At 47.4% G+C, this 23,613-nt stretch carries 21 protein-coding genes; 12 read left to right on the top strand and 9 right to left on the bottom strand.

The genetic code is table 11. The annotated features are described in order from the left end of the window. Nucleotides 1-204 precede the first annotated feature (204 nt). The 3 genes from SK066_RS02710 to SK066_RS02700 all read right to left on the bottom strand — a co-directional run bounded on the left by SK066_RS02710 (nt 205) and on the right by SK066_RS02700 (nt 3,195). On the bottom strand, nt 205-1,020 hold the full coding sequence (locus tag SK066_RS02710; RefSeq protein WP_188774237.1) for a winged helix-turn-helix transcriptional regulator: 816 nt from the start codon (nt 1,018-1,020) through the stop codon (nt 205-207). Further along, nucleotides 996-1,391, bottom strand: a complete 396-nt coding sequence (locus tag SK066_RS02705; protein WP_188774238.1) for a Fur family transcriptional regulator — start codon at nt 1,389-1,391, stop codon at nt 996-998. Before SK066_RS02705 ends, SK066_RS02710 begins: the two co-directional genes overlap by 25 nt. 886 nt (nt 1,392-2,277) lie before the next feature. Continuing rightward, a complete protein-coding gene (locus tag SK066_RS02700; RefSeq protein WP_188774239.1) occupies nt 2,278-3,195 on the bottom strand; it encodes an ArsR/SmtB family transcription factor in 918 nt (305 codons plus the stop codon). A 400-nt stretch (nt 3,196-3,595) separates the two neighbouring features. Between SK066_RS02700 and SK066_RS02695 the strand changes: the two genes are divergently transcribed. From SK066_RS02695 to SK066_RS02670, 6 genes are all read left to right on the top strand, one after another. Beyond that, nucleotides 3,596-4,501 carry an arabinan endo-1,5-alpha-L-arabinosidase AbnA gene (locus tag SK066_RS02695; RefSeq protein ID WP_320544787.1) on the top strand — a complete coding sequence of 302 codons (906 nt, stop codon included), beginning with the start codon at nt 3,596-3,598 and terminating at the stop codon, nt 4,499-4,501. A gap of 257 nt (nt 4,502-4,758) precedes the next feature. Further along, nucleotides 4,759-6,102, top strand: coding sequence for an ABC transporter substrate-binding protein (locus SK066_RS02690; protein ID WP_188774240.1), 1,344 nt, complete (start codon nt 4,759-4,761; stop codon nt 6,100-6,102). 153 nt (nt 6,103-6,255) lie between these two features. Next, on the top strand, nt 6,256-7,146 hold the full coding sequence (locus tag SK066_RS02685) for a carbohydrate ABC transporter permease (RefSeq protein WP_188774241.1): 891 nt from the start codon (nt 6,256-6,258) through the stop codon (nt 7,144-7,146). 26 nt (nt 7,147-7,172) lie between these two features. Beyond that, nucleotides 7,173-8,015, top strand: a complete 843-nt coding sequence (locus tag SK066_RS02680; RefSeq protein ID WP_250344464.1) for a carbohydrate ABC transporter permease — start codon at nt 7,173-7,175, stop codon at nt 8,013-8,015. 45 nt (nt 8,016-8,060) lie between these two features. After that, nucleotides 8,061-9,476, top strand: a complete 1,416-nt coding sequence (locus SK066_RS02675; RefSeq protein ID WP_320544786.1) for an arabinan endo-1,5-alpha-L-arabinosidase — start codon at nt 8,061-8,063, stop codon at nt 9,474-9,476. A gap of 137 nt (nt 9,477-9,613) precedes the next feature. After that, entirely contained in the window at nt 9,614-10,594 is a 981-nt protein-coding gene (locus tag SK066_RS02670; RefSeq protein ID WP_320543550.1) for a glycoside hydrolase family 43 protein, read from the top strand. A 40-nt stretch (nt 10,595-10,634) separates the two neighbouring features. Here SK066_RS02670 and SK066_RS02665 read toward each other — a convergent pair whose 3' ends face one another. The 3 genes from SK066_RS02665 to SK066_RS02655 form a co-directional block, all read right to left on the bottom strand. Further along, nucleotides 10,635-11,195, bottom strand: a complete 561-nt coding sequence (locus SK066_RS02665; protein ID WP_407673736.1) for a hypothetical protein — start codon at nt 11,193-11,195, stop codon at nt 10,635-10,637. 48 nt (nt 11,196-11,243) lie between these two features. Further along, nucleotides 11,244-11,621: a YxiJ family protein gene (locus tag SK066_RS02660; RefSeq protein WP_320543548.1), complete on the bottom strand. Its 378-nt coding sequence runs from the start codon at nt 11,619-11,621 to the stop codon at nt 11,244-11,246. A gap of 189 nt (nt 11,622-11,810) precedes the next feature. After that, nucleotides 11,811-12,761: an aldo/keto reductase family protein gene (locus SK066_RS02655; protein ID WP_320544785.1), complete on the bottom strand. Its 951-nt coding sequence runs from the start codon at nt 12,759-12,761 to the stop codon at nt 11,811-11,813. A gap of 430 nt (nt 12,762-13,191) precedes the next feature. Here SK066_RS02655 and SK066_RS02650 point away from each other — a divergent pair, with 430 nt between their 5' ends. The 3 genes from SK066_RS02650 to SK066_RS02640 all read left to right on the top strand — a co-directional run bounded on the left by SK066_RS02650 (nt 13,192) and on the right by SK066_RS02640 (nt 16,001). Further along, a complete protein-coding gene (locus tag SK066_RS02650) occupies nt 13,192-14,289 on the top strand; it encodes an AI-2E family transporter (RefSeq protein WP_320543547.1) in 1,098 nt (365 codons plus the stop codon). A gap of 382 nt (nt 14,290-14,671) precedes the next feature. Further along, entirely contained in the window at nt 14,672-15,526 is an 855-nt protein-coding gene (locus tag SK066_RS02645; protein ID WP_320543546.1) for a manganese catalase, read from the top strand. A gap of 115 nt (nt 15,527-15,641) precedes the next feature. After that, nucleotides 15,642-16,001: a YtxH domain-containing protein gene (locus tag SK066_RS02640; protein ID WP_320543545.1), complete on the top strand. Its 360-nt coding sequence runs from the start codon at nt 15,642-15,644 to the stop codon at nt 15,999-16,001. Nucleotides 16,002-16,322: 321 nt separating this feature from the next. Here the strand turns inward: SK066_RS02640 and SK066_RS02635 are convergent, their stop codons facing one another. From SK066_RS02635 to dcuS, 3 genes are all read right to left on the bottom strand, one after another. Then, nucleotides 16,323-17,690: a 2-hydroxycarboxylate transporter family protein gene (locus tag SK066_RS02635; RefSeq protein WP_320543544.1), complete on the bottom strand. Its 1,368-nt coding sequence runs from the start codon at nt 17,688-17,690 to the stop codon at nt 16,323-16,325. A 341-nt stretch (nt 17,691-18,031) separates the two neighbouring features. Further along, complete coding sequence (locus SK066_RS02630) at nt 18,032-18,742, bottom strand: response regulator (protein ID WP_320543543.1); 711 nt, start codon at nt 18,740-18,742, stop codon at nt 18,032-18,034. After that, nucleotides 18,743-20,338 carry a DcuS/MalK family sensor histidine kinase gene (gene dcuS / locus SK066_RS02625; RefSeq protein ID WP_320543542.1) on the bottom strand — a complete coding sequence of 532 codons (1,596 nt, stop codon included), beginning with the start codon at nt 20,336-20,338 and terminating at the stop codon, nt 18,743-18,745. Nucleotides 20,339-20,578: 240 nt separating this feature from the next. On the opposite strand from dcuS, the gene SK066_RS02620 reads away from it, so the two are divergent. The 3 genes from SK066_RS02620 to pstA all read left to right on the top strand — a co-directional run bounded on the left by SK066_RS02620 (nt 20,579) and on the right by pstA (nt 23,591). Then, entirely contained in the window at nt 20,579-21,523 is a 945-nt protein-coding gene (locus SK066_RS02620; RefSeq protein WP_188774256.1) for a phosphate ABC transporter substrate-binding protein, read from the top strand. A 209-nt stretch (nt 21,524-21,732) separates the two neighbouring features. After that, nucleotides 21,733-22,659 carry a phosphate ABC transporter permease subunit PstC gene (gene pstC, locus SK066_RS02615; RefSeq protein ID WP_250344454.1) on the top strand — a complete coding sequence of 309 codons (927 nt, stop codon included), beginning with the start codon at nt 21,733-21,735 and terminating at the stop codon, nt 22,657-22,659. Next, a complete protein-coding gene (gene pstA, locus SK066_RS02610; protein ID WP_188774258.1) occupies nt 22,656-23,591 on the top strand; it encodes a phosphate ABC transporter permease PstA in 936 nt (311 codons plus the stop codon). Before pstC ends, pstA begins: the two co-directional genes overlap by 4 nt. The last annotated feature ends 22 nt before the right edge of the window (nt 23,592-23,613 follow it).

The following is a 23,613-nucleotide window of genomic DNA, read 5'->3' as shown; positions in this document are numbered from 1 at the left end:
GTATATGTCAATCGATTGACATATGAAAATAAAAATAAAATCGCTCTGCCTCAGAAGCGTCATTTCTGCTTCCGACAGAGCGATATCGTATATGTGTATGCTTGTTATATCAAGCAAATGAACAAATATTATCTTAACAGGTGGTTCAGGACATATCAGGCGCCCTCGATATCGACGTGCCTGGATTATCCGTCTATTCCATCATTAATCTGCCAAACGGTATCCTACACCACGCACAGTCGCAATGTATTGCGGTGCGGACGCATTATCTCCGATCTTTTTACGCAAGCTTTTGACGTGCACATCTACCACATTGCTACCGCCGAAAAACTGCGTGCCCCAGATTTCGCTCATCAATTGCTCACGTGACAGGACGCCACCCTCGCTCTCCACTAGCATTTGCAGCAGATCGTACTCTGTTTTGGTCAGATCGATACGGCGTTGACCACGGTAAACGGTCATCTTTTTACGATCGATCCACAGATCCTTGAACACAATACGATGCTGTGCATCATCAGCAGCCGGAGCTACCGGACGGCTAGCACTTGAACGAATAACACGCTCCACATGATACAGCCCTTCCTGTGGACGCATTGGCCAGATGAGCAATTCTTCTTCTGTCCATTCCTTCATCCCCAGCGCAAGCATCTCTTCACGAACGAGGAAGATTGCAGGCACATGAGAATTATTCTCATTTATGCGTGACTTTGCCTGTTCAATGTCGGTACTGCCTGCCGATGAGATCATATCGAAGATGTACAGGTCTGCACTGATCGCACCGGAGCCACTATTTTCCCAGCGATGGAATACCATCACATCAAAGCAGCTATCGGATAATGTGCGTGTCAGCTCGTGCACACGGCTCGGAGTTGGACTAATAATTACGACGCGGCGTGTCACTGGACAAGCAAGCCCCATCGTATCGGCATCAACTTCATCGGTCACTGTTCCCCAGTTCAGTGCTGAATGGGAACCAGAAAGATAATCATTCTCAATTACTTTTTCGATTTGTTTTTGCATTCAGTACACACTCCTTTAAATACAACATGTGCATGATGAACATCGTACCCGGTCTCCTCCGCTACATCTGCATACCATTGAAGCGGTGCACCTGTCATAACCTCGTCTACTCGACCACAGGATTCGCATACAATATGCTGGTGATCATCCATTTTACCGTCGTAACGGCTGGCAGCCTCACCAAGCTTGAGCTCGCGGATCAATCCATTGTCAGTTAGGTAGCGAAGCGAATTATATACCGTTCCATAAGCGAAATTATGACCACGCTCTACCAACCGATTCATGACGTCAGCGGCAGTCGGGTGATCATCAGCATGATAGACGATATCATATACAGCTTTACGCTGTGTCGTCAGATTGATGGTTTTCACATGGATCATTCCCTTAATTTGATTTTAGAATAAGTATAAATCCATTTTAAATTCGGGTCAATAGCTTTAGAAATTAAAGTGATAATGGTTATCGGTGGGGATGGAAAAAATTTTACTGGGGTGGTATTTAGCAGATTGTGTGGGGGAGCATCATCCACTTCCGGTAAGGAATAAGGGAACGTCCTTCGGTGGAGCCCAGAAATCTACGGATTAGGAGTGAAGGTAGATTCCTGGGCTCCAAAGGCGTCCTTTTCCCTTATTTCCTTCCCTCCGTTCTGTGCTGTTGCCATCATAGAAGTGTGCTTTCGCAGCAAGCGTAATATTGTTTTCATCTTTAGGGTGTGTGGCAGTTAAGGTCTTTGTATTTAAGTTCTTCGCAGTTAAGGTCTTTATCATGTAAAATGTTCAGCATTTTTTAATAGTGTTTACTATCTTTTTAAAATAAAAGGAGTGCTGGATGCACTCCTTTTTGGGGTTTGTATTTACTTTTATTTACCCTGTAGTGAGGTGGGTTGAATAAGGGTTTGAGAAGAGAAAGAGCTTGAAAAAAGCCAGGTGCGATTCTCTTGGTTTGGTGTTTGGTTTAGTGTGGAAGCTGGGCGATCTGCTAGCTGTTTTCTAAGGAATTAAGATAGAGCGACTTGACTTGTTTTATTCGTGCTTTGCTTTGTTTATGGTCTGGCTTGTTGCTGTTTATCCAGCTTTATTCATGGTCGTTCTATCCTATTGCTGTCGTTCACTTTCAGTTATGATCTGGCTTTAGTGCGCGCGTTGTCATATATCATCGGTACGATGACGTTGCTACACTACATGCGCTTCAATATGGTAGGGATGATTATGAGTGATAGGTCTTGTTATGGGCATGTCGTTACTGTGAATTGATCACCTAGTCATCCTTTACGTCATACAGTACTCTTGCGAGCAGGTTTTGGCCGTAGTTGCCGAAGTTTTTGCCGAAGATTGTGAGGCCGCGTTTGTTGGCGGGGCCGTCGGTTACGGCGATTCGGAAATGGATGTTGCTTTTGTAGTCCAGGTCGATGTCGCTCAGGGTGACGTCGGAGATGCGGCAGCCATCGATGTAGCTGCCGTCCTGGGTGATTCGGATGAGCTTGAGCATACCGTACTGGTTAAGGTGTGGTGGCCACCAGTCGGGATTGAACGTGCCGCGAGTATCGCCAAAATCACCGGGACTTGTCCAGCAGCCGATTTGTTTTCCATTAATGTAAAAGAAAATATCAGACGGGTAGTTATCGCAGAAGCCAGGCGCTTCAGAGCCTAGCTCCATGGATAGCTGGATTTCATTAAACGTCTGGTTAGGCTTTAAATAATTGGGGATGCGGTATTCCAGATAGCCATCGTTTAGCCAGATCATCTCGGCATCGATGCGTAGTGGATCGGCAAAGTAGCGTGGGTCATCGAATTCACCGATGATGCTATCGCGCGTTGCCAGACCGCAGGTTGGCGCTGCCTGATAATCGCTGTAGTGACCGACCTGAATCTCAACCTCATAGCGATTATGAATTTCTTTGGAGCGCAGGTCGACCATGAGCTTTTCCTCGTTGAGGTAGCATATTTTTTGTATGCCATGCTTGCCTACAGCCGTATTGATCTCGATCAGGCCGCTTTCTTCTAGCTTTTTGATGTGCATGGTGATGGCACCGTTGCTCAGTCCGAGCTTGGTTGCCAGATCATTCAGGTTGAGACTCTGATTTTGTGCAAGCAGCTCGATAATTTGAATACGAATCTCCGAACTAAGCGCCTTGAAAATATTAACGCCTGACATCAGGTCCTTAATATAAATCATAGATGGATGTCCTTTCTCCGTTCTGAGCAAAGCCTATCATTTTAGACTATGCACATTTATGTTTTATTTCAGATAATTATAAAGCATTACAAACAGGAAAGAAAGATAAAGCAAAAAAGCTTAAAATCCTTATAAAACGGCTACTTTTTGCAATTTCATCCCTTTTTCGATTTGTAAACCATCAATATATCAATCTAAACTGATTAATATATATTTAAAATATACCATTGAAATATCATGTAACCGCTTTTATAATGTGATTATATCTAAATTGATTCAGCATTTACTAAACCAAATCATGATCATCCCCAGAGAGGTGGCGTTCCATTTGGAAAAAATCCGCAAGACGAAAGGATTTAAGGTTGTACGCTTAGCTTTGCCGCTATTCCTTGTTGTCGTTATGATGCTAACCGGTCAGTCGCGGGCAATTGCAGCATTCTGGAGTTTGTCGGGTGATATCGCAGTCCATGATCCTTCGATCATCAAGGAAGGCAATTCGTGGTATACGTTCTCTACTGGACCTGGTCTACAGGTGCTGAAGTCAGACAATGGCACCTCGTGGTATCGCGTACCACAGATTTTCCTGAGCGAGCCAGCGTGGTGGAAAACAGCCGTGCCTAATCATAAACAAATGGATGTATGGGCACCGGATATCCAGCAGTATAACGGTAAAGTATGGCTGTACTACTCCATCTCCGCCTTTGGCGAAAATCGTTCAGCGATCGGTCTGGCAAGTGCAAGCAGTATCGGTGCAGGACAGTGGAAGGACGAGGGTATCGTTCTTCAATCGACAAGTGCTAACAATTACAATGCGATCGATCCGAATCTGGTGATTGATGCAGCAGGCAACCCATGGATGGCATTTGGTTCATTCTGGAGCGGCCTGAAGATTGTGAAGCTGGATAAGAATACGATGAAGCCAACAGGCAGCATCAGCTCGATCGCTGCACGTCCGAACAATAACGGGGCGATTGAAGCACCAAGTATCATTTACCGTGGTGGCTACTATTATTTATTCGCTTCGATCGATTCCTGCTGCAAAGGCGTGAATAGCACCTACAAAATGGTGTATGGACGCTCCACCAGCATCACCGGCCCTTATGTCGACAAAAATGGTGTCAACATGCTGAACGGTGGCGGCACAATCTTTGATACAGGGAATGATCGCTGGAAAGGCCCGGGTGGTCAGGACGTTTACAATGGCAACATTATTGCACGTCATGCCTACGATGCGACCGACAATGGTAATCCAAAGCTATTGATCAGTGATCTATTATGGGATTCCAGTGGCTGGCCTACCTACTAAATGAATAAGGGATCAGCATTGGACGATGGCTCTGCGGACAACCAGCTTACGTCATTGCGGAATGAGATAATGTTATATTTAATCTTTTAACAACTTATTATCACAACCCATTTCGACTCACATCGCCACAGAACCAGACTATACTATGTAGCTATCGGCTGATGTTGATCCCTGTACGCTCAAAAGCAGGCATCTGTTGTTCCTCAATCTTTTACTATTTTGTATACGGTTACATATACGGATCAGGAGGTATCGTTATGTTTACGAAAAAATTCTGGGTGACGAGTATGCTACTTATGCTCGTAAGCGCCCTTGTACTGGCAGGCTGTGGTGGCAATAGCGGCTCCAGCAGTGGCAAAAAAGAGCTAACCTTTATGTTCCGCGGTGGAACAGATGAGCAAAAGGCCTATCAAGCCGTTGTGAAAAAGTTCGAAGAAAAGCACCCTGATGTGAAGGTCAAAATCATCGTAACCGCTGCTGACCAGTATGCAACTAAAATCAGAGCAGCGATCACTGGTAACAGTATGCCTGACGTATTTTATTTTGGACCAGGGGATCTGAAGGCATATGTGAACAGCAATGTGCTGATGAATCTGACTCCATATGTAGAGAATAATAAGGACGTCGACCTCAAGAATATCTGGAAATATGGTGTCGATCTGTACCGCTACGATGGTCAGATGGCAGGTAAAGGCGACATTTACGGCATGCCAAAGGATCTGGGGCCATTCGCACTTGGCTACAACAAAACACTGCTTGAAAAAGCAGGCATTCCGTTACCAGACCCGAAAAAGCCATACACCTGGGAAGAGTTCGTGAAAGTAAACCAGCAGGTAACGAAGGATACGAACGGAGACGGTAAACCGGATGTATTCGGTACAGGCTTTAACGTACAGTGGGCACTGCAAGCCTTTGTCTGGAGTAATGGTGCAGACTGGCTTGATGCTAGCAAAACAAAAGTAACGATCGACGATCCGAAGTTCGCCGAAGCGCTGCAATTTTTTGCTGATATGCAGAACAAGTACAAAATCACACCTTCGATTGAAGAAGCACAAACACTGGATACGTATCAGCGCTGGATGAAGGGTGAGATGGCGTTCTTCCCTGTTGGCCCGTGGGATATGAGTACATTTGAAAAGCTGCCATTCGACTATGACCTGATTCCATATCCGGTAGGCTCCACTGGCAAACCAGCAACCTGGATCGGTTCACTTGGCATCGGTGTATCTGCCAAAACCAAATATCCAAAAGAAGCAGCAGAACTGGTCAACTACCTGACTGCTTCCAAAGAAGGTATGCAACAGCTGGTAGATGCAAAGGTACAAATTCCAAACCTGCTCGATATGGCGAAAACATGGGCAAGCGACAAGTCCACCAAGCCAGCTAATAAGCAAGAATTCATCAATATTATCGACGATTATGGCCGCGCACTTCCAGCCAACTACACGTACAACTCCGAGTGGTACGATCTATTCTTTACTGATATCCAGCCTGTACTGGACGGTAAAATGACAGCGGCAGACTATGTGAAGCAGCAACAGCCGAAGATGCAAAAGCTGCTCGATAAAGCAGTAGAACAGGAAAATCGTTCGAAAAAGTAGTTTTACGTAGCAAGAGCACATGAACAAGTAGCACGAAAGGTAATGCCAGCAGCCTGGACATGTGCTGCTGGCACCTATTTTGCCATCGTCCACACGAGCATTGGAAAGTTCCATACATCCCACCTGCTCATACTAGAAACAGGGGTGACCGTCATGAATATCAAATCCAGTTTGTATCGTAAGGAAATGATTTATGGATATTTGTTTATTTTACCTCCGTTGATCGGCTTTCTGATCTTTGTCCTGTTCCCGTTCCTCTACTCTCTCTACGGCTCGTTTACCGATTGGGATGGACTCGGTCAGATGAACTTTATCGGCCTGGACAACTATAAGGATCTGCTGACTGACGATCTGTTTTACAAAGCGATGTTTAACACCTTTTTCCTGATGCTTGGCATCCCGATCGGCTTGCTGCTCGCACTGCTACTGGCACTTGGTCTGAATCGGAAAATTCCGGGTACGACGACATTTCGCGTTATTTACTACATACCGGTCATCTCCTCGCTTGCTGCCGTATCCATCATGTGGAACTGGGCATATAACGGAGACTACGGACTGGTCAATCAGTTTCTAGCATTGTTTGGCATTGAAGGCCCGAACTGGCTTGCGAATAAAGACACCGTTAAGCCTGCGCTGATCATCATGACCGTCTGGAAAGGTCTGGGCTATACGATGCTGCTCTATCTGGCAGCACTGCAAAGCATCTCGCGCACTTATTATGAAGCGGCGGAGCTGGACGGTGCGAATGGCTGGCAGATTTTCCGCAATATCACCTGGCCGATGGTACAGCCGGTTACGTTCTTCCTCGTCGTCACGAACATTATTGGCGGCTCTCAGATTTTTACCGAGATGAACATTATGACACCTACGGGCGGTCCCGAGTATTCTTCGGCATCGATTGTCTTCTATATCTGGCAAAAGGCATTTGGTAACCTGCAAATGGGCTATGCCTCCGCAATGGCGATGATTCTTGGTATCTTCATCTTTATCATTACTCTGGTGCAATTCAAAATGAATGAACGTTCGGCCTACGATGGAGATTGATGAACCAGGAAAGGAGCAAACCCAGCATGTCTTACAGTCAAAAACGAAAATTAACAAATTCAATCATATTTATCGTGCTTTTGATCGGCGCGGTGGCGATGATCGCACCGCTCCTCTGGATGCTATCCACCTCTCTCAAGGAGAAGCAGGATGTATTCGCTCTACCGCCTATCTGGATTCCTGAAGTATTTCAATTTAGCAATTATGCAGCAATCTGGGAAGCCGGGCCTCTGCTGAGCGGTATTCAGAACAGTCTGATCGTAGCGGTCAGTGTTACGGTTATTGGTACATTCACATCCAGTATCGCTGCCTTTGCTTTTGCAAAGCTCAGATTCCCACACAAGGGCAAGCTCTTTCTCGCTTTGCTCACGTCGATCATGATTCCGTATCCAACACTAATGATTCCACAATTCATGATGTTCTCGAAGCTGGGCTGGGTGGATACGCTGTTACCGCTGATCATACCGGGTCTGTTCGGTAATGTGTTCATGATCTTCTTCCTGCGTCAGTATCTGCTGAGCGTACCGGATGCGATCATCGAAGCCGCCAAAATCGACGGTAGCTCCTACTTCCGTCTGTATTCCAGCATCACCTTCCCACTGATCAAGCCTGCGGTAGCGGCGCAATTGATCCTCTGGTTCATGGGGATCTGGAACGATTATCTGGCACCGATCATTTATCTGAACTCGCCGGAAAATCAGACGCTACAGCTCGTGATAGCCAACTTTAACGCGACCTATGCAATCCAAACGGACTATCCGCTCATTATGGCGGCATCAATCGTCGCACTATTGCCGGTACTGATCGTGTTCCTTATTTTCCAAAAGCAAATTATTGAGTCGGTTGCGATCTCTGGCGTAAAAGGATAACGGGAAAGGAAGATGGGTGTGAAATCATACAAAAGCATGGCGGCATTGATGCTGTTATTCGTGGTCGGTGCGACAGGCTGTGGTGGAGAAGAGGAATCAACGCCACCGCCTACATTTCCCGAAGCACCTAAGGATACAAAGCTATACGACACGTCCATCCTGAACGACGAATCGGAATGGACAGTGAACAATGCCCATGATCCAGCGATTATCAAAACCGATCAGGGCTACTACGTCTATTCCACCGATGTGCGTGTTGCTGGCGAACCGAAGCCTGGCGTCATGGTACGCAAATCGCCTGACCTGATCAACTGGACATGGGTCGGTCAGGCGCTACCAGGCATTCCGCAGGAAGCACTCGAATGGACAGGTGCCACCAATCTCTGGGCACCGGATGTGATCAAGGTTGGCGATACATATCGAATGTATTATTCCGCTTCCAGCTTTGGCAGTACACAGTCGGCCATCGGCTTACAGACGTCCACCTCACCCGAAGGCCCATGGATAGATGAAGGCATCGTCGTCAAAACCGCAGCTCAAGAAAAAGATCGTCTCAATGCGATCGATGCCAATCCAATCGTCGATGCAGACGGGAAGATGTGGATGGTATATGGCTCATTCTTCGATGGAATCTATATTGCCGAGCTTGATCCAGACACAGGCAAGTTCAAGGAAGACGGCTACGGTACACGTATTGCCGCTAGAGATCGCGCCAGCGCAGATGGTGCAGTAGAAGGCCCTTATATCGTTTATAATCCGACCTTTAAAAAGTATTACCTGTTCGTCTCCTATGATTCACTATTTGAGGATTACAATGTGCGCGTCGGGCGTTCAGATTCTATTACAGGTCCATACACCGATGCCAATGGCAGAGATCTACTTGATACCGAGCATTTGCCACAATATGAGGTCGGTACGAAGCTACTCGGTGGCTATCGCTTCTCCGAGGGAGAAGGCTGGGTTGCGCCAGGTCATAATTCTGTGCTGGAGGATGGCGAAGACTATTACATCGTTCACCATGCTCGCGGTGAAACCGACAAGCACTGGCCGTATCTGCATGTACGCAAAATGCTCTGGACGAGTGGCGGCTGGCCGGTCGTTTCACCTGAACGCTATGCTGGGGAACAGGAGCAAAACATCCCTGCATCCATGCTAGCCGGTACATGGGAAGGCATGGCGATCGACCCGTCTGTCGATGGACAGGTACAGGCGCTACCGTACACGCTCACCGACAAAGGCAAGCTCGAAGCCGAGCAAGGCGCTGGCACCTGGACATTTGACGGTAAGCAGACGATGACACTGACATGGACAGAAAGTCCGTGGGGCGGTGCATCCACCGAGGAAATGAAGCTGTTACCTGCCTGGGATTGGGAGCGCAATCAGCCAGCGCTGGTGATGACAGGCATGAACGACCACGGTATTGCGGTGTGGGGCAAACAAATTCAGGCTGCCCGTAAGTAAGACTGCAAATAGGCAATATTCGCAATTCCTCATGCTTGTGGTGCTGTTCCTATGGAATAGTTCTCACAATGAAAAACCTGGTAAAACGGTATACAGAAACAACTATAATTCATCCACTTTGAAAGGGGACTACTCTCATGACCAACGCAACTTCCATTACCTTCAATAACCCTATTCTGGAGCAACGCGCAGATCCGTGGGTATACCGTCATACGGATGGCTACTACTACTTCTCTGCTTCCGTTCCCGAATTCGACCTGATCGAAATTCGCCGTGCCCAAACACTGGAAGAGCTACGCGAGGCTACACCTGTAGTCGCATGGAGAAAGCCAGCTAATCGCGCCAACATCTGGGCACCCGAAATTCACTATATCGATGGGAAATGGTACATCCATTATGCTGCTGCACGTACAGCCGAGACAAATGACGGCCTGTTCGATCATCGTATGTATGTATTAGAAAATGAATCTGCCAATCCATTGGAAGGCACATGGGTAGAAAAAGGACAGATTCGCACAAAATGGGAAACGTTCGCACTGGATGCTACCACCTTCGAGCACAAAGGTATCCGCTACCTCGTCTGGGCGCAAAAAGACCCGGATATCGTAGGCAATTCTAATCTGTATATCGCCGAAATGGAAAATCCTTGGACACTGCGCGGCGAACAGGTCATGATCTCGACACCAGAATACGATTGGGAGATTATCGGCTTCAAGGTAAACGAAGGCCCTGCTGTACTGCATCGCAACGGTCGCTTATTTATCAGCTACTCTGCCAGTGCAACAGACTATAATTATTGCATGGGTCTGCTGACTGCGGATGAGAATGCCGATCTGCTTGATCCAGCAAGCTGGACAAAGTCGGAAAAGCCCGTATTCCAGACGAATGAAGAGAATGGACAATATGGGCCGGGACATAACAGCTTTACCGTATCGCCCGATGGCGAGACGGATATTATCGTATACCATGCCCGGAATTATAAGGAGATTGTAGGCGATCCGCTGTATGATCCAAACCGTCATGCGCGTGCGCAGGTAGTGAATTGGAAGGCAGATGGAACGCCGGAGTTTGGGGTGCCGTTGCCGGATGGACGTGCTGATGTAGAAGTGAAAGGGTAAGGCAAAAAAAGATTATCAAAGCCTGCGTAAATGATTAGAATCATTCACACAGGCTTTGATTTGTTGTTTTCCAGACATTATGGCTTTTCCCCTTCAAGTCAAAATCCCCTGTAATTCTAGGCTGTACTTTATTGAAAAATTCCTCCTTATTCGTAAATCCTAGATAATAATCATAATCATCTTCCTCATCGATCAAAGGATGATATTCCTCATGGAACAGGACATTAGAATACTGATCAAATTCCTTTCCCCTTTCAAGGATTACACATTTGAATAGATTATCAATTTCGATTGCCTTTACTATGTCCTCTATATTAGTTATAGCAAACCAAATGATGTTAGGTCTTGTATGTCCCTCATCCCAGTACGGTATCGTTTCTTCCCACGGTAAAACCCAGTTTGAATTAACAAATAAACATCTGTCTAAGATGAATTTCTGTATGTCTACATCATATAGATGAAGATTTCTTTCATAAAAAGAGAACAACAAGCTTGTATGATCTGCTACGAATAAATGCACTAATCGAGCAAGCTGCTCATTTGTTTCATTATGCTTAATTACACCATAAGATGGTTTAAGGCTGATTTTCAATATGATCACCTGACTTAATTAAATACAATATCTCTTCTATAATTTATTTTATTTTGGCTACGTAAGCTGTATATATTTCTTAATCAATTTTCGTAACGTCTCGTGCTCATAATACTTCTTATGAAATTCAGGATAACTCGCCAATCGAGATTCCAAAAATATGTATTCTGGAAAACGTTCAAAAAAGTCTTTTTCTAGCAGTTCTAATTGCCTGACAGGAATATGCTCACTACGTTCGTTCACGATATAACTAGCTGTTCCTACAATTAACATACCATAATTATTAAAATCAGCACTAATCAGAGCGTTCTCTAAAGCTATAAATTGTTCGCTGAAATCGACCTGTATCGCTCTTATATTATTGTACGGGAACGGAGCCTCTCTCAGCGTCATGTACATTTCCATTATTCTTGCTTTTAACATATCAAGATTCATTCAAACACCTCCATTACTCCTACTCATTGCATAATCTTTAAATAAAAAGGGCTACAATTAGCAAGCAAACAGCTAATTGTAGCTCTTTTAGCATGATAGCATATCGTATACATATCTTTTTCTATTATTAAAATCGATCAACCATCCCTTACATAACAATGATCAATCTGTTAGATCATCTTGCAAAAATCAAGCCTGTTCCCCACTCAACACCTTCTCCACCGCATCCACCACATCACTACTCAGCTTAATCCCTGACGCCCCGGCATTCTGCTCCACCTGCTCTGGACGGCTCGCGCCAACGAGCGCACTGGATACATTATCCTGACGCAAAATCCATGCCAGAGCTAGGTGTGTCAGTGAGATGCCTGCTTCATCGGCAATCGATTGCAGCTGGCGTACCTGCTCCAACCGTGCTTCCGTAATGCGCTTATCATCCCAGCCCAGCTTAGCGGCGCGGCTATCGGCTGGGATATCCGTAGTGGATGTATATTTACCTGTCAACAACCCCTGCGCCAGTGGCGAATACACAACCTGACCGATACCGTATTTCTCACCTAGCGGGATCACTTCTTCTTCAATATAACGGTTGAACATATTATAGACGGGCTGGTTCACGACGATGCGATCCAGCAGGTAGCGATCGGCGACACCGACGGCTGCTTGCATCTGCGCCGCTGTCCACTGGCTTACGCCTACATACAGCACCTTGCCCTGACGGACGAGATCATCCAGCGCGCGTAGCGTTTCTTCGATGGGGCTTTCCGGGGAGAAGCGATGGCAATAATACAGATCGATATAATCATGTCCAAGACGCTTCAGACTGGCATCGCACTGCTCCATAATATGCTTGCGGGACAGACCGTGGTCGTTAGGGCCATCGCCCATATTGCCGAATACTTTGGTAGCAAGCACATACGATTCACGCGGATATTCATTCAGCGTAGCACCGACGACCTTTTCCGCTTCGCCACGCTCGTATACATTGGCTGTATCGAAAAAGTTGATGCCCAGCTCATACGCACGGCGAATCGATTGCACTGCATTTTCACGCTCGACATAGCCTCCGTATGTAAGCCAGCTGCCCAGACTGATCTCACTTACCTTCAGTCCACTTCCACCTAATCTTCTGTAGTTCATTGTCATTGCTTTTCCCTCCCATATATGTAATCCAGTTAGTTGCAGATGTATGCGTCCGTCTGATCCTGGCAATTTTAACTCCGTGAATCGTTGATCCAGCAGCAGGTATACGCTTACAGCAACTCTACACCCCCATTGTAGTGCTGTCGATGGCGATTAGGCAAGCAATGCTTGTGTTTATAAGTATATAAGCCTATGGTGCTGAAGTAGCAGACACGTGATATTGGAAGCTTTGTAGATTCTGATGAATCGTTCTGCAAGTGAGCTGCGTAATATAACAGATAACTGCCGCAGCTTGCCTATGATTCCATATGTTCCGCCTGCAAATACGGCATATGGCAGCATACATATAGCGATATGATCTTAGATGTACACCTCAATATCACTACCACTCCACACTACTCAATTCGATTCAAGGGGGAATACCTGCATGCTGCAAAACCGCTTTTTCCGCCTCGGTGCGGGCGTTGCGCTCATTTTGCTCATTATTTATCTGGGTACGTTAGTTGATTTTATTTTCGTACCGATCCGTTCACTGATTAGTCTGACCATTGTACCGCTGTTGATTACCGCATTTCTATACTATCCACTGCGTCCGCTCGTGAATTATTTAGAAAAGAAAAAGCTGAAGCGCTCGTGGTCTATTTTATTACTCTATCTGCTGGTGATTGTAATTCTGGTGGTATTCAGCATTATTGGCTGGCCAACGCTTCGCGACCAGGTGAAAAGCTTTATTACAAGCGCGCCTGACTTCACACGCAGTATTATCGCGCAGGTACAAGTTCTGGAAAAACAACCATTTGTACAGCAGTTTATGCCTGCGGGTAGTAGTGCCAATAGCTCGGAAATGCTGCAAAAGCTAACCGAGTACCTGAACACAGTATTTGATTGGCTGTCTGTGCATATTTCCGGCATGTTCTCATTTGTATCGAACTTCGTACTCGTCGTCGCAACTGTGCCGATCATGCTCTATTATTTGCTCAAGGACGACCGCAAGCTGGCGACTCGCTTGCAGCAGTTGTTTCCAGGCAAATACCGTAAGGATGGCAAAACGATGCTAAATGAAATCGACGATGCGCTGAGCAGCTTTATCGCGGGTCGTGTACTCGTGAACTTCGCGCTCTGTGTACTGCTGTATATCGGGTTTCTGATCATTGATCTGCCGTACTCGTTGCTGCTCGTCTTTCTCGCCTTTTTCCTGAACTTCATTCCGTACATCGGGGCGATTCTGTCGGCAGTTCCCGTAGCGATCGTCGGTCTGATCGAGTCACCGATGATGGGAGTATGGTCGATCGTCATTGTTATTGTCGCTCAATTGATTCAGAACAATCTGCTGGAGCCGATCATTTTCGGGAATCAGCTGGATATTCATCCATTTACGATCATCGTGCTATTGCTCGTTGGGGGCGATATGGGTGGTATCCTCGGAATGTTGCTCGTTATTCCAATCTATATGGCAGCCAAAATTAGCATCGTACATCTGTACCGCATGTATCTTAAACAGAAGGTTAGCAGTGAATTAGAATGAATACAGACCGGAGTGAACGAGCTTACTTGCTCTCACTCCGGTCTTTTTTGTTTGATTCGGCTAAAGCAGAGCTAACAACATTCCATTCCATAAATGCAATTTTATGGTCAAATATTCGGTTATCTCGGAAATGATATGGTTAATAGGGTTATGCGATGGCCATCGTGACCAGTCTTTCCATGGAAGGCGTTATTGTTAGTGTCTGGCAGTAGCGGTTATACGTTATAGCCGATTCGGTAGAGCAGCTCATCGATATCCAATTGTGCTGCCGTGCCGTGGTAGCTGTCCCGACACCTAGCAGACTTTAAGTGAAATCACCATACAAGTACAAATCCTGAACCACTTCAAGCGATAACAACCAAGTATAAGGAGGCGTTACATTATGTTCTTTCACATTAAAGAATTACAATACACAGCCAAGCCGGATAAGCCAGATCCCGTCTATGCACGCAAGCTACAAGAGGTGCTAGGTGGACAGTATGGCGAGATGTCGGTCATGATGCAATACCTGTTCCAGGGCTGGAATACGCGTGCAGATAGTAAATACCGCGATATGCTGCTCGATATCGGTACCGAGGAGATCGGTCACGTGGAAATGCTTGCAACGATGATTGCCCAGCTACTCGATGACGCACCGCTCGATCAGGTCGAAGCTGCTGCCAAAGACCCTGCCATTGGAGCCATACTGGGCGGTATGAATCCACAACATGCGATCGTATCCAGTCTGGGCGCCCTTCCATCGGATAGCGTAGGGTACCCATGGAACTCTCGCTATATCGTAGCGAGCGGCGATCTGCTGTCCGATTTCCGTGCCAATCTGAATGCGGAATCTCAGGGTCGTTTACAGGTCATCCGTCTGTATGAACAAACGACCGACCCGGGCGTACGCGATCTGCTCTCCTTTATGATCGCACGCGATACAATGCACCAGAATCAGTGGCTGGCCGCTATTTCCGAGATCGAAGCCAAACAGGGCACGATCACGCCTGCATCCTTCCCACTAGAACTGGAAAAACGCGAAGTCGCTCACCAGTTCATGAACTTCTCGCAGGGTGAGGAAAGTGCAGCCGGACGGTGGGCAAGCGGCCCATCGATGGACGGTACAGGCACATTTGAATACGTACAACAACCTAAAGCCTATGGCCAGGCGCCAATTCTCAAACCAGCGCCTGATATTATGCATTCCCGTCCAGAGCAGGCACCGAGCATTATCAATGTCGGTACGTTGAGTAAATAGTACAACTGATTCCCCGGAGCATGCAGTGAAGCAGAACGGCATGATTCCGGGGAATTCCTTATTCCAATCATGTCATTTGTCGTTATACTATACCAGTTGCAAAGGAGAATGAATAATGGACTCTCAAACAACCAAAACGATTGCTATCGGAGCTGTAACAGGTGCGCTCGTCGGAGCTGGAGTTGCTGTACTCGTCGCTCCGCAGCAAGGACAGAAGGTACGCGAGAAGCTCGCTGAAGTATCCGAGCTGGTAAAGGAAAAGGGGCCATTGATTAACGAAAAAGGTCATGAAATCGCTGAGAAAGGGCAGGAAGTGGTCGGTGCGATCAAGGAATCACTGCATACCGCTCAAGATTTCAAATCCGAAGCAGGCGCTGCGATTAGCGAAGTGAAGTCAGAGGTAAAAGACTTCAAGCAAAACAATCAGCAACATAAAACCGATAGCTCCTCTAACGTACGCAACATCCAAAGCTGAATTTCGTTATCATCATTATTAACACAATGGATTACGTATGGATCGTTACACAACAGCGCTCATGATTAATTATGGAGCAATAGCTACCATCAAGAAACCGTTCTATGATTGTATAGAGCGGTTTTTCTATTTTAATATCGTCATCAGCAAGGCTGTTGAACCTAAATGGTAAAAAGGAATCAGCCTCATGTGTTGCGAACACCGCAATGGATCTGTGAAGCGTTGATTACATTAATCGAGCAAGCTGATTTTGCGGCATTACATGGCTTGCCACATCAGTACAATCTGCCACTTCTATCATAGCCTGCATCGCATGACGGATCAGCCCCACATGGATAGTAGCAGAGTCGCAATAACGACAGTAAGCGCCCCGCCAATTCGAGTGGAAATCTGTGCAAAAGGCATCAGCTCCATTCGACCGGAAGCGGATAAAATCGCTACATCGCCCGTTCCACCCAGACCACCTCGACAGCCGGTAACAATCGCCGCTTCCACCGGATACATCCGTACCCACTTCCCGACAACATAACCACTCACGATCATCGCTAGAATGACCGACGCACAGACGAGAATGTACGAAATCGATAGAATCGCTGCCACATCACCCAGTGGAATGTACAAAATCCCCAGTCCCACCATGATCGGCCACGTCAACGTACCGGAAACGAATTTATATAGCTGGTAGGCACCCTGTTCGATTTTTGTCGGCAGCAGATTGCTCACCTTGAGCAGTGCCGCACCAAAAATCATCAAAATCGGCCCCGGAATGCCAACAAACGGAGACAGCAAGTGCCCGGTAATGAACAATCCACACGCAAACAGTAATCCCGCTCCCATCAGGGTAAAATCTGGCTTTAAGCCATCATATACACTACCACTCATCGTTGTACCATTCTTCTCTTTGACCAATACGCCATTGCCCGTAATGGCGCTATTATGATCCGCCATTTTTTTCAATACGCCTGCGCCGATAATCGCGAATACATTTCCGATCACAGCGGCTGGAATCATTTGAGCAACATAGCTTGCCGATTCACCACCGAGAATTTGCGAGAAGGCAATCGATAGCGGCAGAATGCCTTCGCCTACTCCACCTGCAATGATCGGTACGATAATATAGAAAAAGGCATGATACGCACTGTAGCCGAACAGCATTGCTACCGCCAGACCAACCGCGACCGCTGCCAGTGTACCTGCAATCATCGGAATAAAGATGCGAATAAAGCCATGAATTAATGTTTTACGGTTCATGCCAGTAATACTACCTGCCACCAGACACGATATATATAAGTACAAAAAGTTGGATGTCTTCATCAGCGTCTGCACCGAGTCAATCACTGGTGGATTCAATACATGCCAGAAGACGAGGAACGAAGGAACCATCAGCGATAGAATCGCTGGCCCGCCGATATGCTTGAGCAACGGTAGCTTGAAGCCCAGCTCACTGAGCAGCACACCCATCACCATAATGACAGCCAGACCGCCGATCATATCGTTAGGCAACTCCCCTAGCGCAGCCGCAGCAAAAACGATCACTGCCAGCAGCACATATAACAGTAGCGGAATCGCTCCGATTCGGATGTGTCCAAGCTGCTTGAGCGGAGCGGGAAGCTTGAGCTTGCCTTCGTTAGCCGGGACATGTCGCTCTTCTACATGATTATGAATCGGATGCTGAATTGACTTTTCCATCTTTGGTTTACCTCCTTTGTCGGGCAAGCGTTCTGTTTATGTGATGGTGCTTGCTCGTTACAAGATCATAGTAAACTTTTTGAAAGCGCTTTAATATTTTTATAAGTATCGATATCTTTTTTAAACTTTTTAAAGTGGATGTTAGTTATGACATATAGAATAGATATATATTTCTGTTCTCACTTATCTATGTACCGAAGTTCATCCGGAATCACATACAAAAAGAACTGCATACAGTCTGTAGCAGTTCCACTCCATGCGTATCCATAATTTTTTTTCACTTCAGCGGCTCTGCTACTAGCATTCTTTCAAGTTCGCTTATCCACTCACTCTATCGCTCTTCAAATATATTTACCAATAATCGCATCGGCACCGGATGTAGTGCGATAGCGTTTGACAGGTCGGCCGATCGTGCCATAGGTGGTTTCCAGCTCCAGAATCCCTAGCTCCTCCATCGCGGTCAGGTATTTGCCAACAGATACGCGGGATAGTCCGGTTTGTCCGGCGATTTCCTCGCTGGAGAAGATGGGAGCGGCGTGTGCGCTGATCGTGTCCCAGATGAGCTTGAGTGTGACGCGGGCGAGCCCTTTGCCCAGCTCTGTTTTTTCCGGTGCCTGCCCAGGCTGAGTGAGTAAATCGAGCTCTGCCTGAGCAAGGCTACTGCTGTTATATAACAGAGAATGGCGCTCACGGTAGGCGGATAGTGCGGCTCGCAGGCGCTCAAATTCAAAGGGCTTGATCAGATAGTCGACAGCGCCGTTTTGCAGGGCATACCGAATACTTGTCTTGTCGCTGGCTGCTGAGATGATGATCACATCCACCTCGATATTCGCGTGTCGGATATCGGCAAGCAGGTCTAGTCCGCTATGCTCTTTCATGTAAATATCGAGTAGCACTAGATCGATACTATGCTCTGGCTGTTGTAATATCTCCAATGCCTGTTCAGTAGAGCCTGCCCAGCCTGCACAGTGAAAGCCATCTACCTGACCGAGGTAGAATTTATTCATTTCGGCTACCATTGGATCGTCTTCTACAATCAGTACGTTAATCATCTAATCACCACGCTTGATAGAATAAGGAATCGTGAATTCAAAGGTCGTGCCCTGATGCTCATCACTGATCACACGAATATCGCCGCCCAGCTTATCGACACTACGGCGTACGAGATATAAGCCAACGCCGCGATTTGGCCCTTTGGTAGAAAAGCCCTGCTCATACATCTGCTCTAGTAGCTCGTCCGGTATGCCGATCCCGTTATCGCGTACTGTAACAGCCAGCTCCTCGTCATCATAATCGAAGCCCAGCTCGATCTTTGGCTCTGCGGATTGATGCGATGCCTCCATCGCATTTTCGAGCAGATTGCCGACGATGGTTACAAGCTCATACGCTACTTGTGGCTCTGCCGACTCTGGTAATAGCGCATCTTCCTTTAACGTCATGCGTACATGCAGCTCGCGTGCACGGCTCAGCTTACCGATCAGAAAGCCTGCGACGACCGGGTCCTTGATCTGCTGTCTAACGGTACCTGCTTCCATTTGCAAGCTTGGCACGATACCGCGTACGTATTCCTCTAACCGCTCATATTGCTTCATATGCAGCAGTCCCATCATAATATGGAGCTTATTCATAAATTCATGCGTCTGTGCGCGCAGCGTATCGGCATACATCGAAATCCCCGATAAACGCTCCATCAACCTGCTAATCTCCGTCATATCCCGGAAGGTCGCAATCGCTCCCTCGGTCTGTCCGTTCACCTGAAGGGGCTCCACATTGACCAGCAGTCGATGCCCATTAGCGGCAATCTCCACATCCTTGAGCGGTTCACCTGCCAGTGCTCGTTCCATCTGTAACAACCGCAAAAATTCGCGAAAGCGCCGCTCGTCCCCTTCACGATCGCCAGCCGCTCCAATCAATCGACTTGCTTCCGCATTGGCAAGCGTAATTTGAAATCGCTGATCGACCGATAAAATGCCTTCTTTTGCCGATTGTAGCATCGCACTACGTTCCTCCAGCAGACGTGCAATCTGCTCCGGTTCCATGCCAAACATGAGTCGCTTGAACTTGCGTGCCAGCAGTACAGCGCCGATCGTACCGAGCAATGCGCCCAACGCGATTCCCCAGTACAGTATCCATTTGTTATCACTAATCGCTGTCATCAGCGTTCCGATCGACATCCCCACCGCGACGGCACCAACCTGCTTGCCATTCGCATTATAGATCGGTTCGAAAGCTCGAATCGATCGCCCGAGCGAGCCATCTGCAATCGATACCGTCTCCTGTCCGTGAAGCGCAGATACCTCATCTCCACCGCGAAAATGCTTGCCGATCTGCGCCGGATCTGGATGGGATAGGCGAATACCTCGCATATTCATGACCACAACAAATTCAACCCCGTTAATATGCCGCACATGCTCCGCGTACGTCTGTACCTCTCGGGGATCAGTTTCTCCATCGAGCGCTTCATATACAAGCGGTGTATACGCCGCTGTACGCGCAATCGCGACGGCGCGCTGCTCCAGCCCTTCACGCGTCTGCCCGGATACCTCGATGCTGTACAAAATATACACGCAAAGCAGCACCAGCGCGACGACCAGACAGACGAGCAATGTGATCGTCGTTTGTAAGCGTAAGCGAATTCCTTTTCTCACCGACCTCACCTCAGCCTGTTTTTTGCATCACATACAGATCAATTCTATCTCTACGATGACAATTTCTATAAAGAAGAAACACAATCTTCATCTTACATTTCGTATACATTTTCGCAAAATTTTAATACAGAGTTTACAAAACTACGACTTAAAGCTAACACTGGACTCCTAAAATATGTTTTGTGATCAACAAAAACATACAAGTATTGCGCCTTTAATTAGGGGGAGGAGACTTTACAAATGTTTAAGAAACTGCCAATTATGCTTTTCACGCTGACGATGATTCTGGTGCTTGCTGCCTGCGGATCTGGGAACAGCGGCTCAACAACTACAGGCTCGACTACAACAGGTACTGATGCTTCTGGAGAAGCAGCTGCAACCAGTACAGATAGCGGCTCGATTCTCGCTGTAGGTTCCACTGCACTGCAACCACTGGTTGACCAGGTCGCACAGAAATTCATGGCAGACTCCAAATATGCAAACATCTCTGTACAGGTACAGGGTGGCGGTAGTGGTACTGGTCTGACTCAAGTGTCCGAAGGTCAAGCTACAATCGGTAACTCCGACGTGTTCGCTGCTGAAAAGCTGGATGCTGACAAAGCAGCTGAACTGGTTGACCATCAAGTAGCCGTTGTTGCTATGGCAGCAGTTGCTAACAAAGATGCTAACGTAAAAGGTCTGACGAAACAACAACTCGTTGATATCTTCACTGGTAAAGTAACGAACTGGAAAGATGTTGGTGGTGCTGACCAGAAGATCGTAATCATCAACCGTCCAAGCAGCTCCGGTACTCGTGCAACATTTGAGAAATATGCACTGGGTCAAAAAACAGAAGATCCAGCTGGTTCGATCCAACAGGATTCCTCGGGTACAGTTAAAAAGCTGATCGCTGAAACACCTGGCGCTATCGGTTACCTGGCACTGTCCTACCTGGATGACAGCGTAGCTGAACTGAGCTATGACGGCGTAGAGCCAACAGTAGAAAACGTTGAAGCTGGTAAATACCCAGTATGGGCTTACGAGCATATGTATACAAAAGGCGAACCAGATGCTTCTACAAAAGCATTCCTCGACTACATGCTGAGCGATGACGTTCAAAAGAGCGATGTAACGCAACTGGGCTACATTCCAATCTCCGGCATGCAAGTACAACGTGATGCAGAAGGTAAAGTAACTCAAAAATAAGCCTTACTTCCAATAGAACGAGTGAAAAGATTCGGCTGTCGGTCAACCGCAGCGAAAAGAGGCGGATACTCCGCCTCTCTTTTCACGTTAGCACCACATACCTCCTGTGCAAGAGGTCTATTCTCCCTGTTCCTACACATATAGACATAGACTGGGCAATGACAAGAAAACGGATTTTAAACGCTTTGTAGAAAAGAGGTTTTTTATTTATGGAGCATTCCAAGGTTACTCCAAGAGAAGCGCAGCGTCGCAGACTGCCACTCGAAAAACATCGGATTGAGGACTGGATCGGTCGTATTTATACTTCGGTCTGTGTTGCCTTTCTGATTGCGACCATCGTATCGATCGTTTACTTTGTTACATCGAAGGGTGTAGCGACCTTTGCTGTGAATGGTGTTGGCATCATGGACTTCCTGTTTGGCACACGCTGGGCACCTGATGCATCACCGCCAGCCTTTGGTGCGATGCCAGCGATTGCGGGTTCATTCCTCGTCACGCTGCTAGCCGCATTGATCGCAAGTCCGCTGAGTATTGCCGCTGCATTGTTCATGACTGAGATCGTACCGACATTCGGTAAACGTATCCTGCAACCAGCGATTGAGCTGTTGTCGGGTATTCCGTCTGTTGTATACGGCTTTATCGGTTTAACACTGATCGTGCCTTTCCTGCGTGACCATGTAGGCGGTCAGGGTATCGGTGTAGGTGCGGGTGCGCTCGTACTGTCGATCATGATCCTGCCGACGATTACAAGCGTCGCGGCTGACGCACTGGCGAATCTGCAACGCGGTCAACGCGAAGCTTCCTATGCACTGGGTGCTACACGCTGGCAAACGATCTACCGCGTGGTACTTCCGACCGTGCTGCCTGCGCTTTTGACAGGTATCGTACTCGGTATGGCACGTGCCTTCGGTGAAGCACTGGCGGTACAGATGGTTATTGGTAATGCTCCATTTATCCCGACATCCCTGCTAGAATCTGCGTCCACACTAACGAGTATCATTACGCTTGGTATGGGTAACACAGCAATGAATTCCATTCAAAATAACGCATTGTGGAGTATGGCGCTTGTCCTCATGCTGATGACGTTTGTCTTCATCATGATCATCCGTCTGCTTGAAAGGAGAAACCGGATATGACAACCCAGACCCAAATCCTACGTAGCAAAGCACGCAAACGGGCCAAAACCGCTGATAAAGTCGCCACGGTTGTCATTATCGTGTTTGCTCTGTCGATCGTCGCTATTTTGCTTGGCTTGATTGGATTTATTATGTTCCGTGGACTTGGCCATATTAGCTGGCACTTCCTAACCTCGAATCCGCAAACGATTCGTGAGGGCGGCGGTATTGGCCCACCACTGTTTAACTCGCTCTACCTGCTCGTACTGACGATGATCATCACGATTCCACTTGGACTTGGTGGCGGTATCTATATGTCGGAGTACGCAAAGCCTGGTAAAATCACTAGTTTTATCCGACTGGTTGTTGAAGTATTGTCTTCCTTCCCGTCGATCGTTATCGGTTTGTTCGGCTTGCTCGTATTTGTAAACACCTTTGAGCTGGGCTTCTCCCTGCTGGCTGGTGCACTGGCACTGACCATTTTCAACCTGCCACTGATGGTTCGGATTACGGAACAGGCATTTGCTGGTGTTCCACGTGAACAAAAAGAAGCAGGTCTGGCACTCGGTTTGTCCAAATGGAAGATCATCACATCAATCATGCTTCCTGTAGCGATTCCGTCACTTGTAACAGGTACGATTCTGGCTGCTGGTCGTGTATTCGGTGAAGCGGCAGCATTGCTGTTTACATCCGGTATGACGACGCCACCGCTGAACTTCTCAGATTGGAACCCACTGCATCCGCGTTCGCCGCTGAATCCGCTGCGTCCTGCTGAGACACTGGCCACGCACATCTGGAAAGTAAACAGTGAAGGTCTGGCACCGGATGCGATTCAGATCGCGGCTGGCGCTTCCGCTGTACTCGTGATCATGGTATTGCTGTTCAACCTGTTCGCACGCTGGGGTGGACGTACACTATACCGTTACATGACTGCATCCAAACGGATGAACTGATCTGGCACAACGCTATCGCCCG

Source organism: Paenibacillus hunanensis, from assembly GCF_034055775.1.
Classification (GTDB): domain Bacteria; phylum Bacillota; class Bacilli; order Paenibacillales; family Paenibacillaceae; genus Saccharibacillus; species Saccharibacillus hunanensis.
Note: the sequence above shows the minus strand (reverse complement) of the source record. Positions and strands in the feature narration are given on the sequence as shown.

Bases quoted from the DNA above. Each gene is read 5' to 3' on its own strand.
- SK066_RS02645 (WP_320543546.1), top strand. From the start codon at position 14,672: ATGTTCTTTCACATTAAAGAATTACAATACACAGCCAAGCCGGATAAG.
- SK066_RS02685 (WP_188774241.1), top strand. From the start codon at position 6,256: ATGAATATCAAATCCAGTTTGTATCGTAAGGAAATGATTTATGGATAT.
- SK066_RS02670 (WP_320543550.1), top strand. From the start codon at position 9,614: ATGACCAACGCAACTTCCATTACCTTCAATAACCCTATTCTGGAGCAA.
- SK066_RS02680 (WP_250344464.1), top strand. From the start codon at position 7,173: ATGTCTTACAGTCAAAAACGAAAATTAACAAATTCAATCATATTTATC.
- SK066_RS02650 (WP_320543547.1), top strand. From the start codon at position 13,192: ATGCTGCAAAACCGCTTTTTCCGCCTCGGTGCGGGCGTTGCGCTCATT.
- pstC (WP_250344454.1), top strand. From the start codon at position 21,733: ATGGAGCATTCCAAGGTTACTCCAAGAGAAGCGCAGCGTCGCAGACTG.
- SK066_RS02655 (WP_320544785.1), bottom strand. From the start codon at position 12,761: ATGAACTACAGAAGATTAGGTGGAAGTGGACTGAAGGTAAGTGAGATC.
- pstA (WP_188774258.1), top strand. From the start codon at position 22,656: ATGACAACCCAGACCCAAATCCTACGTAGCAAAGCACGCAAACGGGCC.
- SK066_RS02630 (WP_320543543.1), bottom strand. From the start codon at position 18,742: ATGATTAACGTACTGATTGTAGAAGACGATCCAATGGTAGCCGAAATG.
- SK066_RS02620 (WP_188774256.1), top strand. From the start codon at position 20,579: ATGTTTAAGAAACTGCCAATTATGCTTTTCACGCTGACGATGATTCTG.
- SK066_RS02695 (WP_320544787.1), top strand. From the start codon at position 3,596: ATGATGCTAACCGGTCAGTCGCGGGCAATTGCAGCATTCTGGAGTTTG.
- SK066_RS02640 (WP_320543545.1), top strand. From the start codon at position 15,642: ATGGACTCTCAAACAACCAAAACGATTGCTATCGGAGCTGTAACAGGT.
- SK066_RS02700 (WP_188774239.1), bottom strand. From the start codon at position 3,195: ATGATTTATATTAAGGACCTGATGTCAGGCGTTAATATTTTCAAGGCG.
- SK066_RS02660 (WP_320543548.1), bottom strand. From the start codon at position 11,621: ATGAATCTTGATATGTTAAAAGCAAGAATAATGGAAATGTACATGACG.
- SK066_RS02635 (WP_320543544.1), bottom strand. From the start codon at position 17,690: ATGGAAAAGTCAATTCAGCATCCGATTCATAATCATGTAGAAGAGCGA.
- SK066_RS02690 (WP_188774240.1), top strand. From the start codon at position 4,759: ATGTTTACGAAAAAATTCTGGGTGACGAGTATGCTACTTATGCTCGTA.
- SK066_RS02710 (WP_188774237.1), bottom strand. From the start codon at position 1,020: ATGCAAAAACAAATCGAAAAAGTAATTGAGAATGATTATCTTTCTGGT.